General features: G+C 53.0%; 17 protein-coding genes. 6 read left to right on the top strand and 11 right to left on the bottom strand.

From position 1 onward, the window contains the following. Nucleotides 1–79: 79 nt before the first annotated feature. Entirely contained in the window at nt 80–1522 is a 1443-nt protein-coding gene (locus GT409_RS06360) for an MFS transporter (RefSeq protein WP_160628061.1), read from the bottom strand. 149 nt (nt 1523–1671) lie between these two features. On the opposite strand from GT409_RS06360, the gene GT409_RS06355 reads away from it, so the two are divergent. Further along, nucleotides 1672–2763 carry an endo-1,4-beta-xylanase gene (locus GT409_RS06355; protein WP_160628059.1) on the top strand — a complete coding sequence of 364 codons (1092 nt, stop codon included), beginning with the start codon at nt 1672–1674 and terminating at the stop codon, nt 2761–2763. A gap of 293 nt (nt 2764–3056) precedes the next feature. Here the strand turns inward: GT409_RS06355 and tatA are convergent, their stop codons facing one another. The 6 genes from tatA to GT409_RS06325 all read right to left on the bottom strand — a co-directional run bounded on the left by tatA (nt 3057) and on the right by GT409_RS06325 (nt 7323). Then, complete coding sequence (gene tatA / locus GT409_RS06350) at nt 3057–3287, bottom strand: twin-arginine translocase TatA/TatE family subunit (RefSeq protein WP_160628057.1); 231 nt, start codon at nt 3285–3287, stop codon at nt 3057–3059. Continuing rightward, entirely contained in the window at nt 3284–4075 is a 792-nt protein-coding gene (gene tatC, locus GT409_RS06345; RefSeq protein WP_160628055.1) for a twin-arginine translocase subunit TatC, read from the bottom strand. The genes tatA and tatC overlap by 4 nt, the downstream gene beginning before the upstream one ends. After that, entirely contained in the window at nt 4072–4476 is a 405-nt protein-coding gene (locus GT409_RS06340) for a hypothetical protein (RefSeq protein WP_160628052.1), read from the bottom strand. Before GT409_RS06340 ends, tatC begins: the two co-directional genes overlap by 4 nt. A 73-nt stretch (nt 4477–4549) precedes the next feature. Then, nucleotides 4550–4795 (bottom strand): DUF4404 family protein, encoded by a 246-nt coding sequence (locus GT409_RS06335; RefSeq protein ID WP_160628050.1) that lies wholly within the window; start codon nt 4793–4795, stop codon nt 4550–4552. Nucleotides 4796–4902: 107 nt separating this feature from the next. After that, nucleotides 4903–6081, bottom strand: a complete 1179-nt coding sequence (locus GT409_RS06330) for an amino acid aminotransferase (protein WP_160628049.1) — start codon at nt 6079–6081, stop codon at nt 4903–4905. Between the two features lie 81 nt (nt 6082–6162). Then, entirely contained in the window at nt 6163–7323 is a 1161-nt protein-coding gene (locus GT409_RS06325; RefSeq protein ID WP_160628047.1) for a nucleoside-diphosphate kinase, read from the bottom strand. Between the two features lie 120 nt (nt 7324–7443). On the opposite strand from GT409_RS06325, the gene GT409_RS06320 reads away from it, so the two are divergent. From GT409_RS06320 to GT409_RS06300, 5 genes are all read left to right on the top strand, one after another. Beyond that, nucleotides 7444–8730 carry an RsmB/NOP family class I SAM-dependent RNA methyltransferase gene (locus tag GT409_RS06320; protein WP_160628045.1) on the top strand — a complete coding sequence of 429 codons (1287 nt, stop codon included), beginning with the start codon at nt 7444–7446 and terminating at the stop codon, nt 8728–8730. Nucleotides 8731–8755: 25 nt separating this feature from the next. Beyond that, nucleotides 8756–9895 carry a cytochrome c biogenesis CcdA family protein gene (locus GT409_RS06315; protein WP_160628043.1) on the top strand — a complete coding sequence of 380 codons (1140 nt, stop codon included), beginning with the start codon at nt 8756–8758 and terminating at the stop codon, nt 9893–9895. A 249-nt stretch (nt 9896–10144) separates the two neighbouring features. Further along, entirely contained in the window at nt 10145–10456 is a 312-nt protein-coding gene (gene cutA / locus GT409_RS06310) for a divalent-cation tolerance protein CutA (protein ID WP_160628041.1), read from the top strand. Nucleotides 10457–10600: 144 nt separating this feature from the next. After that, complete coding sequence (locus GT409_RS06305) at nt 10601–10783, top strand: hypothetical protein (protein ID WP_160628039.1); 183 nt, start codon at nt 10601–10603, stop codon at nt 10781–10783. A gap of 266 nt (nt 10784–11049) precedes the next feature. After that, nucleotides 11050–11757, top strand: coding sequence for a response regulator transcription factor (locus GT409_RS06300; protein ID WP_160628037.1), 708 nt, complete (start codon nt 11050–11052; stop codon nt 11755–11757). On the opposite strand, the gene GT409_RS06295 is transcribed toward GT409_RS06300, so the two are convergent. From GT409_RS06295 to GT409_RS06280, 4 genes are read right to left on the bottom strand one after another with little or no spacing between them, the layout of a single operon-like run. Continuing rightward, nucleotides 11726–13336, bottom strand: coding sequence for a caspase family protein (locus tag GT409_RS06295; protein WP_160628035.1), 1611 nt, complete (start codon nt 13334–13336; stop codon nt 11726–11728). The genes GT409_RS06300 and GT409_RS06295 overlap by 32 nt on opposite strands. Continuing rightward, nucleotides 13333–15159: a tetratricopeptide repeat protein gene (locus GT409_RS06290; protein WP_160628033.1), complete on the bottom strand. Its 1827-nt coding sequence runs from the start codon at nt 15157–15159 to the stop codon at nt 13333–13335. The genes GT409_RS06295 and GT409_RS06290 overlap by 4 nt, the downstream gene beginning before the upstream one ends. A 50-nt stretch (nt 15160–15209) precedes the next feature. Further along, nucleotides 15210–15878, bottom strand: a complete 669-nt coding sequence (locus tag GT409_RS06285; RefSeq protein ID WP_160628031.1) for an anti-sigma factor family protein — start codon at nt 15876–15878, stop codon at nt 15210–15212. Further along, nucleotides 15875–16489, bottom strand: coding sequence for an RNA polymerase sigma factor (locus tag GT409_RS06280; RefSeq protein WP_160628029.1), 615 nt, complete (start codon nt 16487–16489; stop codon nt 15875–15877). The genes GT409_RS06285 and GT409_RS06280 overlap by 4 nt, the downstream gene beginning before the upstream one ends. Nucleotides 16490–16550: the final 61 nt, after the last annotated feature.

Raw genomic sequence — 16550 nt, 5'->3', positions numbered from 1 at the left:
AAAAGGAACAACTATCAACCTGCAAGGTGTTATCAGAAAGAGACTAATGAACAAAAACACCAGCAAGATAACGCGCACATCAGACTTGTCCACGCCGCGCTTCAAGCTGAGCGCGTATTTCGGCCATGCGTTCCGGAGAAATATGAACCAATTTCAGCAGAGCCAACGCAAAAATCAATGCCGTGACAGGAATGACAATATAGCCGATACGCATGTTGCGCAAAACGGCCTCGGGCTGCTCTCCACCGAGTGCCGCATCAAAGCCGGTCCACTCCAGAAGCGGTCCGGAAATCAGAAAACCGACGCAGAAACTGAGCTTGAGTATCCATGAAAAAATAGCTGCAAAACTGCCCTCACGCCGTTCCCCGGTCTTGAGCTCATCAAGGTCCACCACGTCAATCTGCATCGATGGAATCATCAGCCAAAGCCCCGCATAACCGGAACCGATGAACACAGTGTTGAGCAGCATTAGGTACGGAAAGTCCGGCGTAAACGTCCACCAGGTCGTCGCGGCAGAGACGAGCACCATGCAGACAGAAATCACGAGACATTTTGTTTTGCCGATCCGTTCTGAAAGCCAGCGGAACACCGGAATGAACGCAAGACTGAAAACGGTATAGACCACGGTTCCATATCCGGAAAAACGCGAAGCAAGATCCCAGTCACCACCCAGCACATAATAGGTGCCGACATAACGTCCATAGCTGTCAAAAATCGCCGTACCGAGCAGAAAGAAAAGCGTAAAAGCACACAACAGCACAAACACCCGGTTGCTCAGTGTTTCCTTCAGGCTTTTAAACAGGCCCACCTTGGCCTGATTCTTTGTCAGGTTGCTTTCATAATAGCGCTCTTTCACAAAAAACGCCGGAATGACCCCGAAAAGAATGATTACCCCGGCAATCACCAGGCTGATCCAGCGCATCCCGTTGAGCGTACTGCCGACCATTTCACCGGTTTCCAAACTTTGGACGTGGAACAGCGGCCGCAACGTCAGCCACCAGATCCATCCGTTTACAAAACCGGTCAGCGTCTGGAGATAACCGCGAATTTCAGTGACACGGGTACGTTCGTTATAATCCGGGGTCATTTCCATCAGCAGACTTTGGTACGGCATGGCCCAAACGGTAAAGCAGGTGTAAAAAAGAATCCCGAAACCGATAATCCACCACAGAGTCTGCTCCTGGCTGAGTCCATCAGGAAACCACCAAATCAACGGATAAGCCAGCCCGGCCAGAATGGCTCCAACCAGAATGTACGGCCGGCGGCGCCCCCAGCGAGTGCGGGTATTGTCCGAAATACATCCCATGATCGGATCAATGATACCGTCCCACAACCGCAATGACATCAGCAGGATCGACACATAAAGCGGCCGCATCTGCAGTTCCATGTTAAACAGCGGATAAGCAATGCTGACCAGCACCCAGACCGAAAGAATATCGACCGGTCCGCCCAGCGCATACGCCAGTTTCTTGCGGAAAGGAACCCGGTCCTGCGGAGCAATCACTGTAGTTTGTTCTGCCATCGCTTTTTTCATCTAGAGACTATCAACTGTCACAGATTCATTAAAACCGTATGCGCCAAAAAACATCAATTCGCTTTAACAATGATTTCCGCAGAAAAAACAGTGCCCAAACGCCTTTTGTTCCCCAAAGGTTCTGGTTTAATCGGTCCATGAAAAGAATACTGCCTGCCGTTATGCTGTGCGCCAACGCCATTGCCGACCCTCCGGAACCGGATGGGCCGCGACTGCGCGAGATCATAGAAAAAAATCCCGCGCTGCATGGTTTTTACATCGGCGGAACCACCGGCCAGGAGAAGCTCCACAAAGGACCCGGAACTATTCTTTCCCGCGAATTCAACTATGCCTGCCCGGAAAATGACTTCAAACAAAACCGCATCCATCCATGGCCCGGAAAATGGAACTGGGTCGCTGCAGACAGCTGGATTGAATTCTGCGAAGAACACAGCCAGCTGATTCGGATCCACGGGCCAATCAGCCCGCAATGTTCAGAATGGGCCAAAGAGGATACCCGCACTCCAGAGGAATTAAGCCGAAATCTTGAAGAATTCATGACCGAATTATGCAAACGTTACAACGGTAATCCACAAGTCAGATGGCTAGACGTCGTCAACGAAACCGTCCTGCCGAATGGGAAATGGTTTGGCCCAAAAGATGGCGCCAAGGACTGGGAAAACCCGTGGCCACTGATTGGATACGATGAAACCCACCCTCTTCGCCCCCCGCTTTACATCAAACAGGCTTTCAAAATCGCCAATAAATATGCCCCGAACATCCTGCAAATCATTAATCAGCACGGCAGCATGGAAGAAGCGATGTGGAACAGAATCAAAGCCCTCGTCCCCTATCTCCGCGAAAACCATCTGCGCGTCGACGGCATCGGATGGCAGGCCCATATTGATGTCGGATGGGAAAACATTCCCGGACATCCAGACAAGCTGCACGCCCTCATCGACTGGGCACACAGGAACGATCTGTCATTCCATATCACTGAAATGAACGTATGGCTCGATCCCGCGAAGCCCGATTATCGTGCACAGGCCGATACATTCGCAGCCGTCTTAAACATCCTGCTTGACCACCGCAAAAGCGGAGAAGTTACCTGGAACACATGGAATATCAGCGACGCCACAGCATGGTCCCGGAACCGTGATAAGCGCGGCTGCCTGTTTGATGAACATATGCAGGCCAAGCCTGCCTACTATGCTATTCAGAAAACTCTTGAAGAATTCAAAAATGAATGAACAGAGGAGATTAGATGTTTGGTTCCCCATACAGAGACCTCCTTCAGAAGCCGGCTCAAAGGGCATGAGCGCAAAAAGAATCCCGTCGATCGCTTATCAATGAGCTTTCGGGAGCCATTCAGATCCACTTTCTATACCATCATCGTTGCAGACAGGGCCAAATCAAACCGTTCGGTCAGATTCAGCGTCCTGCTGAGTCCGTGAAACGAAAAACCCCGCGAAAACGCGGGGCTTTTCAACAACTTCAGATCATCCCTGACGGGCTGTCCTGCTGAGTTCCAGCGGTTGGAAATTTATTGTTCGGATTTTTTTTCTTCAGCCTCCGACTCTTCGGATTTCTCGTCCTCTTCTTTCTTCTCGGGCAGGCTTTCGGTCTGGCCGCGTTTGAACTCGTTAATGCTTTTGCCGAGCGAACGGGCGAGTTCGGGAAGCTTTTTACCGCCGAACAGCAGAATGACCACAAAAACGATCAGTAAAATTTCTGGAGCGCCCTGCATGCCGGGGATCAATGCGAATATGTTCATTCTTCGGTTCCTCTCTGTTTGTCGCGCCGTTCAAAAAGACGCAGAATTCCTATACAGCATTCGTAAAGCAGATACAAGGGAATCGCCATTTGCAGCTGCGTCACAATATCTGGCGGAGTCAGCAGCATGGCCATCACGAGAATGCCGATGAATACGTGCCGACGGTGCTCCCGCAGCTGCGTCGGGGTGACCAGTCCGAGCCGCCCCAGCAAAATCAGAATCAGCGGCAACTCAAATGCAAGACCGAAGCCCATCAGCAGGTGCAGCACAAAGCCAAGATATTTTTCAATCTTCCAGTTGGCGACAGTCCCGAGGTAGTCGTTGAAATAAAACATGATGTTCACGGCCACCGGCAGGGAAATGAAATAGCAGAGCGATACACCGCCGGCAAACAGCAGTGCGCCAAAAAAACCGCCGATGATCAGCACCTTGCGTTCCTTGGGTTTCAGTCCCGGCACAACAAACTGCGCGATAAAAAAGATCAGCAGCGGCAGGCTGAGCAGGACGCCGGTGGCAAAAATCACCTTAACCACCTGCAGAAAACCTTCCACCGGAGAGGTGGTGATCAGTTCAAACGTATGCCCTTTTGCTTCCGCGGTTTCGAGCAGCGGAGCCTGCAGCCAGTTGAGCAGCGGACGGGCAAGGGGAATGCAGGCTAAAGTACAGACAGAAACCGCAATCAGGCAGCAAATCAGCATTTTGCGAAATTCTTCGAGGTGCTCCAGGAAAGGCTGTTCCTTATCCTCGGCATTCAGCTTTTCCCTCAGTTTGGACAGCGGGTTCTTCATGCCTTTGGTTTGGAGCTTTCTGACTCAGGGCTCTCTGTCTGTTTTTCAGGTTCCGATTCAGAACCCTGTTCTTCGGATTCCGGGCATTCCTGCCATTCGTGTTCATCATCTGCATCCACATAGTCTGCATCCACGTCATACAGATCGTCCGAGGGTGTGTCCTGGTGAAGATCGCCGTACATGATCTTATAGCGGAAGCTGGCCGCGGCGCGTTGCAGTTTATCCAGCGCGTTGTGGATGCCGCGGAAAATCCGCGGCGCATCTTTGGCACCAAACAGCATAATCAGCACCAGCATAATCAGCAGAAATTCACTGCCTCCCGGAGATATAAATGCCGGAGAGAACCCAAAGCCTGGAAAATCCAGAAACGCAGGAAGCACGAAGCACGAGATTCCAAACATTGGCAAAGTTCCAGAACAGGAATTCTGCCCCCTTTGCCGGTTTCGGGTGTTCGGGTATTTCGTCATTCGGATTTTAAATCCCGATATTGCTCAGGGAGGTCATGATGTTGTTGATTATGGCTGTCAGTTGAGGATGGTGAGTTTCAAACTCCTCCGCGGCGTGCTGCAGCGAATGAGCCAGCGTCCGGGAAACTTCGCCGGTTTGTTCCAATGCGGCATCCACATCGCCGCCCAGTTTTTTCAGTACCGGATTCTCGGAACCGATCTTCTTCAGTTCGTTCTGCAACTCTTCCAGATGCTGTTTCAGCTTGTCATTCATAAAGCGACCTCCACGTTTCGATACAAGAATAGCCGGTTTCCGGAGTTTGGAAAACTCTTTTCCAAACCCCGGAAAATCCGGGGCGGAGTGTTCCCGGGCACGGAAAATCAGCGGCTCATCGCTTCGGCGACGGCATTGCAGACACGGTCCAGGTTGCCGGAGGTGAGGCCGGCGACGTTAATGCGGCCGGAATCGACAATGTAAATGGCTTTTTCCTCTTTCAGGAAGTGGACCTGTTCTTTGGTCAGTCCGCTGAAGGAAAACATTCCTTTCTGGGCGGTCATGAAGGAGCAGTCCATCGCTACACCGCGTTCAGCCAGACCATCGGCCAGAGCCGCCCGGGTCTGGGCGATGCGGTCGTGCATGGCGCCGAGCTCGCTGACCCAGAGCTGAGAGAGTTCCCGGTTCTGCAGGATGGTTGTGACGATTTGACCCCCATGTGCCGGCGGGTTCGACCACAGAACGCGTGCGTTGCGTTTCATGTGGCTCATGGCAACCGCCGCGGCGTCCGTGTTGGTGCCGACGACGGTCAGTGCGCCGGTGCGTTCGCGGTAGAGACCGAAGTTTTTCGAGAACGAGCTGGCGACCATAAAGTCCGCGCCGGAGGCCAGAAAAGCTTCGGCGCCGGCGCGGTCCGCTTCGATGCTGACGCTGAACCCCTGATAGGCGAAGTCAAGCAGAGCGGTCCATCCTTTGTCGACGGCGAGTTTTGCGACCCGGTTCCACTGATCAACAGAAAGGTCGACGCCGGTCGGGTTGTGGCAGCAGACGTGCAGCAGAACGCAGTCGCCCGCCGGAACGGTTTCGAGCGCGGCGAAGAATGCCTCTTCGTCCAGAGCCTTGGTTGCCGGACAGTAGTACGGGTACTCTTTGATGGACAGGCCGGCGGCTGCAAAAATGTTTTTGTGGTTAGCCCAGGTCGGATTGCTGACCCAGACGGTCTTTGAACTGAAATCCTTGAACAGTTCACCCGCGAGGCGCAGAGCCCCCGTTCCGCCGGGCGTGTGAACGGTTGCGGCGCGGTTGCTTTCTACGCCGAAGATCATTTTCTGAACCTCAGCTGCGTAAGCGGTTGCTCCGCTGATCGGCATATAGGATTTCGTGGTTTCGTTTTCGAGAAGGATCTTTTCGGCTTGCTTGACCGCATCGAGGACGGGCGTACAGCCCTCTTTATCCTGATAGACTCCAACGCCGAGATTGACTTTGTCGGCGCGGGAATCGCTTTTGAATGCTTCGGTCAGTCCGAGGATCGGGTCGGCGGGGGCGGCTTCTACATTGTTCCACATAACTTGTCTCCATGCACACTGCGTATTGACGTGCCGCGTCCTGCGCACGCTCTTTTTCTTATACGCACTACTCAATACGCACTACGAATAGTAGAGATCAAACCATTTCTTGAGTGCATTGCGTTCCGGTTTCAGAATTCCCATTTCACGTTTCGCGTTTTCCGGCGAGTCGGACGCATGAGCTGCGTTGACCATAATGTCGCTTCCGTATTCCTTGCGAACAGATCCCGGCTGGGCTTTGCTCGGATCGGTCGGACCGAGGATGGTCCGGATTTTATTGACCGCATCGCTGCCGGCATAAACCAGAACCAGACAGCGGACGGTGCCGTCTTCTTCGATCTCGTCTTCCGGAACATCCGGCAGCCAGAGGCCGGTCATGAACTGCATGATGCGATAGAACTGGTGGTCGCCATAAGACAGTCCAAGGGTCTGGTTCAGCGCTTCCCTAACATTGTCGGGCATCGGGAAGCCGAATTCATCTTCCAGTATTGCGCAGGCCTTTTCGGTGGTGTTGCAGCACAGCTTTTCGCGCAGAACCTTTTGTACAGGACCGTAAAACTCTTTGGCTTCAGCCATGCTCATGCGGTGCACCTGTGCACCGATCAGCCGCAGGCCGGAACGGGAGAAAAGATCGATGATGTTGCCGGGACGGGAGCTCGGGAAGCGGAAGTTGTCCGGCTTGATAATCACGAGTGTTTTCTGCATATCCTCTTCGGGAAGGCTGAGCGGATTGCGGATGATGCCGCCGTCGGCTTCCGCATATTCCAGCCAGAGCTTGATTGATTCGCGGGCGCAGTCCAGTGTCGGGCCGAGCAGTACGGCAGGTTCGAAGTAGATCAGGTTGCCGTCCGGGTCGTGAACCGAGTCACCGTAGGTTCCGCGAACGGTATCCGCAGATTCCTGCGTATCGTCAAAGCCGCCGGCGGCGTCATGAATCTTCCGGATGGCGTTTTCGCCCTCAAAGAAAAGCATCATGGTCCGGTGAGGGCGTCCGGTATCGGTTTCGGGGCCGAAGGCACGCAGAATATAGTCAGACAGCATTTCCTGGCTTTCCGGAGTGACATCCGGATGAGTGCGCACCAGTTCGGCGTAGCGTTCCACGAGCTCCTGACTCGGCCCGAACATGCGGGCCGCCACGAATTCCAGTCCTTCAATGCGACTGAACCGACCGATGATTCCGCCTGTACGAGATTTCCGCAATGAATGCGGGGTGATCAAAACAAAGCCAAGTTCTTTTGCCATGTCTCTATCCTTATATTCTGGTTATCTAGGTAAATGAGCACTCCTTTTTGCTTCTCTTGGGAGAGAAGAGGGGCGATTATGCCCGCTTTTCGAATTGAAAAAACAAAAAACGGATCAGGAATGAAAAAAAAGCTTTCAGAAAAAATTATAGCCCGACAACGTTCGCTGGTTGGCGAAATGCTCGCGGAGCTCGTCCCGCATATCCTCGAAAAAGGCCATCCGGCCGATCGGGTGCTCGCCCGCTTTTTCAAACAGCATCGGGAACTCGGTTCGCGCGACCGCCGGTTTCTTTCTGAAACCTTTTTCTCCTACTTCCGCTGGCTCGGATGGACCCGGCCGCTGAATCTCGACCTGACCGAAGCCGCCTCGCTGTCCGTTCATCTCGACCTGACCGAAATCCATCCGGCACTTGAAAGCGACCGCTGGCCGGTACTCAGTGATAAAACGCTCGATGAAAAACTCGCGGCGCTCAACGAACTTTTCCAAGGTTTGGAAAAAGAATCCGGCCCCAATGGCAAAGCGTTCCAACCTTTGGAAAAATCCGATCTCGTTTTTCCAGAGTTTGGAAAAAGCGTCGAATTTCCAGCGGAAACGGAATCGCTGTTTTATGAAACGCTGCAGACCCGCCCTCCGACCTGGCTGCGTTTGCGTAACGACATCTTCAAAAAAATGCTGTCTGAGGCGGGCATTCCATTCGAGCAGCATCCGCAGCTTGAAAATGCGGTTTCGATTCCCGCGGGCCGCTCGCTCGGTGCGCTCGGCCACGGCGGACAGTTTGAAGTGCAGGATGTGGCTTCGCAGGCGGTTGTCGCAATCGCGGCCCCTGAAAAAGGGAGCGACTGGTGGGATGCCTGCGCCGGCGCGGGCGGCAAAACACTCCAAATGGCCGATGTGATTGGTTCGTCCGGCAAGGTGCTGGCCACCGATGTGCGCGAGCAGGCGCTTAAGGAAATGAAAAAGCGCGCCCGTACAGACGGCATTTCCTTTATCCGCTCCCAGCCTCATGATCTGGCGAAGGATGATCCATTCACGAAACAGTGGGACGGCGTTGTGGTGGATGCCCCCTGTTCGGGATGGGGAACCTGGAGCCGCAACCCGGATGCCCGCTGGAGATCCGACCCGCGCGATCCGGCGCAAAAGCGCAATCTTCAGGTGCGGATGCTCAACAACGCGGCTCAATGCGTGAAGCCGGGCGGACTGCTGATCTATGCTGTCTGCACGTTTACCCGCGAAGAAACAACGGAAGCTCTGGAACGCTTTCTTGAAAGCAATCCGGAATTTGCGCCGGAGGCGTTTGCCAATCCACTGTCCGGCGAGCCGACCAACGGGACTTTGCAGATCTGGCCGTGGGACGGCCCCGGCGACGGCATGTTTATTGCCCGTCTCCGCCGGACAGCATCCGAGTAGTGGCTGAACCAGACCCTTTATCAGTATGAATGGGTTTTTTAGACAGTTCTGGTTTGTGTTGTGTCTGTGCGGGCTCACGCAGGGTGCAGTGCAGATTGATTTTTTCTATGAGCCGGGCTGTCGGGATTGCGAGCGGATTGAGCAGGAGATTCTGCCCCGGATCGAAGAGCGGTTTGGCGGTTCCTGTGCTGTTGAATCGTATGATATTGGGCTTGAAACCAATTTTATGTACCTCCTGCAGCTGGAGGATGCCGCCGGATATACGGGGGCAGATCGATCTTATCTGGTGATAGAAAAGCAGCACTTTTTTGGCGCGTCGCCTGATGTAGAAAAGCTTTTTGCCGTGATTTCTGAACTTGCCGGACAGACTCGGGAGGATTCTCAAAAGGATGCGATGACGAACCGAAGCGGCCACGGGTTTGATTCTTCGATCGCTGAAGAACGATTCCGCGATTTCACATGGCCGGCAGTAATTGCTGCAGGGTTTTTAGATGGAATTAATCCCTGTGCGATTTCGACGCTGGTCTTTTTTATGAGTCTGCTTGCTGTTTCCAAAGTGCGGAATCGGCAGCTGATACTTTTGGGGGTTTCGTTTTGCACAGCGTCATTTGTGACGTATCTGGCTTTGGGTTTTGGTCTGGTTCGTGTCCTGCATCTTTTCGCAGGGTATAAAATGATTCGCTCTGCGATCGAATGGGGAACCATCGCGATTCTTCTGGTCCTGTCGGTACTGTCATTTCGAGATGCATTTCGTTTCCGAAAGAGCCACGACGGGCATGACGTGACGCTTCAGCTCTCAACCGGCATGAAAAAACGAATCCATACGGTAATGCGTCGTGGATTGAAAACAGGACATCTGGTTTTGGGAGGATTGTTTATCGGAATGCTGGTGACTGCATTAGAGAGCGTTTGCACCGGTCAGGTTTACGTGCCGACGCTGGTGCTGATTCTGAAAGATAAGGCGCTGACAGATTCCCGGGCCTGGCTGTTTTTGATTGTGTATAATTTACTGTTTGTTCTCCCGCTGGTACTGATTTTTACAGCGGTATACTTTGGCCTTCGTGCACAAACACTGATTCTTTGGAGCCGCAGGAATGTCGCGGTTTCGAAGATTCTTCTGGGTTTCTTTTTTGTCCTCATGGCCCTGTTGATTCTTCGTTTTTAACGGAACAATCCGTGAGCGTACGGGCAATAGGCTTCCATTGCAAAGAAACCGTTCTGTCTCCTGCGTTTAGACAAAACCGCCCGGATCGGCAGGGCCAATTGACGTCATCTACCTGCAAAATACGATGACTGAAAAGCTGAACGAACCCCTGGAACTGACAAAGAACCCGGCAATGACAGCCGTTTTTTAGGTTGAATTTCCGCTGGTGGATTCCGACGACGCAAATACACTGAAGGCATGCGTCATCAAATGGATATAAAATTAGCATATGTTACTGTGGGAAGCCGCGAGGAAGCGGAACGAATTGCGGAAGCCGTTGTGACAGAAAAGCTGGCCGCCTGCGCCAATATCCTTTCGGGAGTCCGTTCCGTTTTTGAGTGGCAGGGCAGCATTTGCCGCGAAGATGAAACCCTGCTCCTACTTAAAACAGTAGCGGAGCAATCTGAAAAACTGGTTGTACGAATCAAAGAAATGCATTCATACGAGTGTCCCTGCATTGTTTTTCTATCGCTCGAAGGAGGAAACCCCGACTTTCTCGATTGGATTAGAAATTCGTTATAAAATCCGAAAAATATCAGTAGATTTGCAAGCTTACAGAATTTTCATGCCATTACCGCTGTTGTTTGCGGGGGAAATCCCCATAAAAGATTTGATTTTTGTTCGGAAATGGCACTATCCTGTCTCAATTTTAAGAAAGGAAACAACATGGCAACAAATCCAATTGGAAAGGGTACCAAAACGATCGGTATCAACATGAATAAGAAAATGGCTGATGAACTGGAAAAACGTGCGAGCTCGATGCACATCAGCAAAAGCAAATATTGTAAGATCATTCTGCAGCAGTGGATTGACTCCGGTAAAAAGCTTACACTGTCTGAAAAGCAGTAATTAATTTTACTGATGATCTGATTCTTGTGCGATTTGCTGTTCTGATGTGGCGTTTCTCAATACGGCCAAGGTTGCCTGGCAGGTGCTTCTTGCAGCGCCGTGTTTCTTTTCTCATCACATAACGCTTTAATCGCCTTGCTAAAAACCCCGGTTTACCGGGGTTTTTTTGCTTTGTAGGGAAAACTACGATTTTTATTCATTTTTCGGGGAAGATTTCCCCACGTATTCCGACTGATTAGACAGAGCAACTTAATCGGGAGGGTAAAATGAATAATGTTACACGTATTGTTGTGCTGCAGGGGAATTGTCCGCTTCGGGATGAATTCGTGGAGAAACTGCATCGGGAAAAGCGGGTCGATGTTTGTGCCGTAACATCTGCCGGAAGCGATTTGCAGGAACTGATCTTTGAATATCGTCCTCAGATGATTTTGATTAACGTGTCACAGAAACACAGTTCGGAACTGAGGATGCTTCGCCGCCTAAGGCGCGAATTCAGCTGGATCGGCATTCTTGCTTTTTCATGCAAATCTGATTACGAGGATGTGTATGCAAAAACGGCTCTGGACTCCGGAGCCGATGGATACATTTCTTCTGCAGACACATCGAAGGAATTGATGCGTGCAATTCGCATGGTAAGCCGCGGAATACAATACATCAGCCCACAGGCAAAGCGCTGTCGCCGGCAAATGGGCGATGCAGTCCCTGATTTCCCGACACTTTCCCGGCGCGAGGCAGAAGTGTTTTGTTTAACCGGCTGCGGATATGCCACGAAGAGGATCGCAGAAATCATGAATCTGAAAGTGAAGACCATCGAAAGCTATCGGGATCGCATTCGGAAAAAACTGCATCTTAAGAAAGGGTCGGATCTGCTCTACACGTCGGTGACTTTTATGCGTCGCGCAGCCCGACGAGGCATCGACAGCCCGGATGATCTTCAAATGGTCAGAACGTTGCTTTCAGCCACAGCTGCGTAGCTGGCCGGTTGGTATCCGCACGACTCCAATCTGCAGCAAACAGGGCTTCTTCCTCTCCCAGAGAAAGAATCTTTGCAGTGCCGCATACGGTTTCTTTCGGCGCGATGGTTCCGATGCCCGTACGGGTAATGATAGCAAACGTATCACCAACCTGAGCCCCATGAAAGCGACCCCAGCCCGCCGTCAGATTTCCATCGTCGGTCGGACGGGCCGGCATAATGACCGGCCGGGCGCGATCCACCGCCTGCATGATTTGTTCGGCCAGGGTGCGGCAGGCCGAATCCAGATCGCTTCGATCTGTAAAAGGTTCGTTCACAGCGCTGAGCACACGAGAGGTTTCTGTATCGACAACCCGAAGCTGAATTTCGGTTTGGCCGTCGAACGGAACCATTTCTCCGAACAGGATCAGGCTGGCGGGCAGAAGTCTCCCGATTTCCATGGCCGCGCGTCGATCGGCCATGCCGGACTTGCCAAGTTCAACTTCCTGCAGCAGGTCATCAAAGGCCTCGCGTTCCACCAGGACGGTTCCCCCGATGGACCGGAGAGCGTCCTGAAGCCGACTGCGAACTACTGCCGTTTCCTCGGCATTGTCACCGGAAGGCCCGAGACAGGCGAGAACCCGCGGCCGCATAAAAGATGCGCTTTCAATCCGGTCGGCAAGCGATTGCAGGGTTCCGATCGGTTCCGCATTGCGGAAGACCGCCGGATCCGGCACAGGCTCTGTGTTCTGAGCCAGAATGCTGCCCGAGCGGACAAAAACGAATTCGCCGCCGGCGTGTGCCGGGGAAGGCAGCGGCCCCATCCGCACCAGCTGTCCGGTCAAACGGCTGACCTTCGAGCGAATGGCAACGGCAATGTCGGATGCCGAAAAAAACTCCTGTTCAGCATAGCGAAGATAGTTGAGCAACTCCTGTGCAAATACACTGTGACGGATTCCGCTGTCGAGCACAGGTTCCAGGTTGCCGCTTGTAATCAGGTAGCGCGAGGGAACATCCATGGCGCGGCGGTACCAGTGATCGGATTTCTCCGGGGTTTCTTCTCCCCGGAACAGCGCGCCGCCATAGCAGGTGTCGGCCACCAGCAGAATATGTCTTGCGGGTGAGGCCTGGAGGATCCGGCTGATACTGCTGTTCCAGAGCCAGTCCTCCTTGGCGGGCAGCCCCATTCGCGAACGTTCCGCTCCAAACGGAATCCAGTAGCCTTCGCCCATCGATTCATCATAAGAGCCATGACCTGCAAAATAAATCAGCAGTGCATCATTGGAAGTCAGCTGCATCAGTTGGTCGAGCGCGCGAAGGATATTGCCGCGCGTCGCCTGATGGTCGGTCAGTTTCGTCACATGAAATCCGTAGCGTTCGTGGAGCACATCGCCGATTTCTTCTGCATCGGCGCGCGCGGTGCCGAGCTGCAGCCAGCCGGTTCCGTTATAATCACCGATGCCGATGACGAGTGCGTGGTAGGTCAGCGCCGGAGGTGTTGTATCCGGTGGTTTTTCTAACACGCCCGGCTGCGGCCGTTCACAGGCTGTTACTGCCGCAAGAACGACTCCGAGCAGAATAAGCTGACACTGCGTTTTCATCGTGCAAAGACATAATCTCCCGCGCGTACCGCCAGATCAGGATGTCTGCCGAAAAGTATAGCGAAGGCCGTCTGGGACTCAACCTTTGAAATCACAAGTTCTGCCGGCCGGTTGCCGGCCTGAAGCACCTTGCCTTGTTCGAATCCGCCGTCCGAACGAATAACCAGAAAACGCATACCTTTATACGCCCCGTCTTTTTCACCGGCGTCAATGATCAGCCGCTGAGCGTCTTTTGCAACCCTGGCCTGAATCAACGGGAAGCGCTGTTCGATTTTCATGATCAGTCCGGCAACCTGCTGCGGAAGCCAATCTGTGTTTTCCAGATAGACGTCTTCAACAAACAGGGGCTCGCTGCTGTCGGCATCAAAAACCGCGGTGTACAGAGTGTGTCCGCGACCGTCATTCAGCACGCGGGTAACCAGTCGCAGGTCAGTATCCAGCTTCAGATTCTGCTCAAGTCTGGCCCGAGGATCGGCGAGGTCACTGTCGGAAAGAAGCTGTTCTTTCATCAGCAGATTGCTTTCTTGTTTTGCCGCAAGCAGGTAAAAGCGAACCGGTTCCTCTGTGAGTTCGCTGAGGAGCAGACTCTCGGTATGCCGTCCGAATTCGAAGTCCGGGATTTCTCCTGACAGAGGCGGAAGTGTTGCGGCAAGACGATAGATGCTGTCCAGATATTCCGGCGGACGATAGATTACAGATACCTGCCTGGTTACCCGGTTGTCTTCATTATCAACAGCCGCCAGAGCCAGCCGGTTGGTTCCCGGAACCAGCGGAATACGGCACAGCGTCCGGAAGAGAGGCGTATCGGCAGAAAGCAGCGGCCTGCCGTTCAGCTCCACCGAACGCAGAGCGGTGTCGTCTTCCGCGCGGATGTCCAGCGCATACTCGGGATTGTACAACGTAATGGTTTTTCCGCTGTCAGCAATGTCCAGTTTCGGCGGAGCTGCCGGCCGATTTTGAGTCAGATAGCTGGTTTCTTCTGCGGAAAGAGACCACTCAACGCGGTTCCCTGACCGATCTGTTGCAGACAGCTGGAGAGGCTCTCCCGATGAAATCGCGAGACTCCACACGTTGGTGGACGGAGCAATCTCCTGTCCGTTCAGACGGATTTGCCCGAGCGCCAGATTATCACGGCAAATCACTGTTGGACTGCCCTTTTTCCGCTGAAGACTGATCTGCGGCGGAGTCCAGTCTGCGATAACTTCCAGATTCGCTGAGGTCTGTTTCCCGCTGAGGTCCCTGGCTGTAATCTGAATGGAATTGAGACCTTCCTGGAGCGCGATATCACGGCGGAAATTCACCTGACGGGATGCCAGTTCGATAAATTCAGGCTGGTCGTTAACAATAAGGCCGGCAACAGCATTGGACCCGGTTGCGACTCCCTCAAGCAGAAGAGTTCGCTCTGCGGTCCAGCCGATCGGGCTTGTTACTTTGATTTGGGGAGGAGGAGCATTTGCAATGGCCTGCTGTTCGCGAATGCGGTTGAGATAAAACCGGGCGCGGGCTGAAGGTTCCATATCCATCGAGGTTTTGAGAAGATCGAGGGCATCGTCTGTGCGGTTGAGATGAAAGAAGCAGATCCCCAGCTCCCGGTGAGGGAAATAGCCTTCAATCATGTGCATGCCGTAGGTGCGGGCCTTCCATCGCTCCTGTGCATAGGCGGTTCGGGCACCGGGCGTGCGCCCTAAGGCTGCCGCGAAATCAAGGGCGGCTTTTTCAAAGTCATTTTCTTTCAGATAAAGACGCCCCCGTTCGTAATAATTCCACCAGTTGCGGTGGTGCAGGACGTATGGCCCGGCGTTGCTGTGGCTCTGAAGGGACACACAGCCAGGAAGCAAAGCAAGTAAAAGCAAGACAGTCCAGAAAGAGCGGATCATAGCTCGTTAGCAATCTGTTTTCCAAACCTTGGAACTTCCTCGCGGAAATTTTCCAAGGATTGGAAACTTTTTTCCCAGACTTTGGACAGACCGGTATTGTGGTGCGAGTGTCCGGTTACTTCGATTCCCAATGCGCCGTCCGCCAGTTCCTGCAGATAGATGCGGAGTGTCCATTTTTTGGAGGCATCACAGGAACTTTCAACGGTTTTCTGAAGCTCGCCAACGGCCTGTTTGAATTGAGCCTTTGTGTAACGGGATTGCTCTGCAGAGTCCCCGCGGAGTCTGGGGGCGCTGCCGTATACCGTGCTCTGCCAGCGAATCGGGCCGGACGGCAGGGCAAACAGTATGACCAGCGCGGCGGCGGCGGCCAGCGGCAGTGCAAAGGGCAGGATTTTTCGCCGGGTTTTGGGAGTCCGGTCCTCCAGCTGTTCCGGATGTTCAGCCGCCCATTCAGCAATCAGTTTCTCGGTGAGTTCCTCTTCGGACAGAATCTCTTCGACTGAAGGAGTCAGCAGTTCTCCCAGCGCGGCGTGAGTGGACATCTGCTCTTCATATGCTTGCCGAAGGTCGGAATCTTCCTGAAGCGCCTGTTCGAATTGGCTTTTTTCTGTATCGGACAGTTCGCGGTGCAGATAGGCCCAGATTTGTTTGGACGGAGAGGTCATGGGGAGCTCCTTTTAAACAGGGGATGCCTGCAGAGATCTTCGTGCAGTTTATTCAGGCATTTATTCAGGCGGCTTCCGACCGTGTTGACAGAAATCCCTAGTTTTTCGGCGATTGCCTGATACGTAAAGTTTTCGATGTAGTATAGAGTGATGGACGTTCGGCAGGTTTCCTGCAGGCGTTTGAGAGCGTCCAGCACTGCACTCCGGCGTTCGCTGCGGATCAATTCCCGATACGGATCCAGCGTACGCGGACATATGAAATCCTTTTCATTCCAGTCCCCGGTCTGGGTTCGCTGCAGCGAAGGGACCACAAAACAGTTCTCGCGAACCTGTCGGCGGACTTCGTTGACGCACTGCTGGTGGGCAATTCGGGTAATAAACCAGCGGAGGGAGGACTTTCCTTTGAACTTTGGAACGGCTTTTTGCAGTTGGAGGTGGATATTCTGTGAGACATCCTGCCGCTCCTGAGCGGAAAATTTCCAGCGGGGCCATTCGAGAATAGACCGGATCAGCGGGTCAAACTGATTAAAAAAAACATCCCATGCCGTTTTATCCTTGCGGCGAACGGCATTTAGAATTTTTTGATCGGAATATAACCTGTTTTTAACCATGCAACATCATTTTAGGCAATATCGTGAATTTTCAAAAAGAAAAGATTCAAAATAAACGGGG

Origin of the sequence: Tichowtungia aerotolerans (genome assembly GCF_009905215.1) — a bacterium.
GTDB classification, from domain to species: Bacteria; Verrucomicrobiota; Kiritimatiellia; order Kiritimatiellales; family Tichowtungiaceae; genus Tichowtungia; species Tichowtungia aerotolerans.
This window is presented reverse-complemented; position numbering and strand designations above follow the sequence as displayed.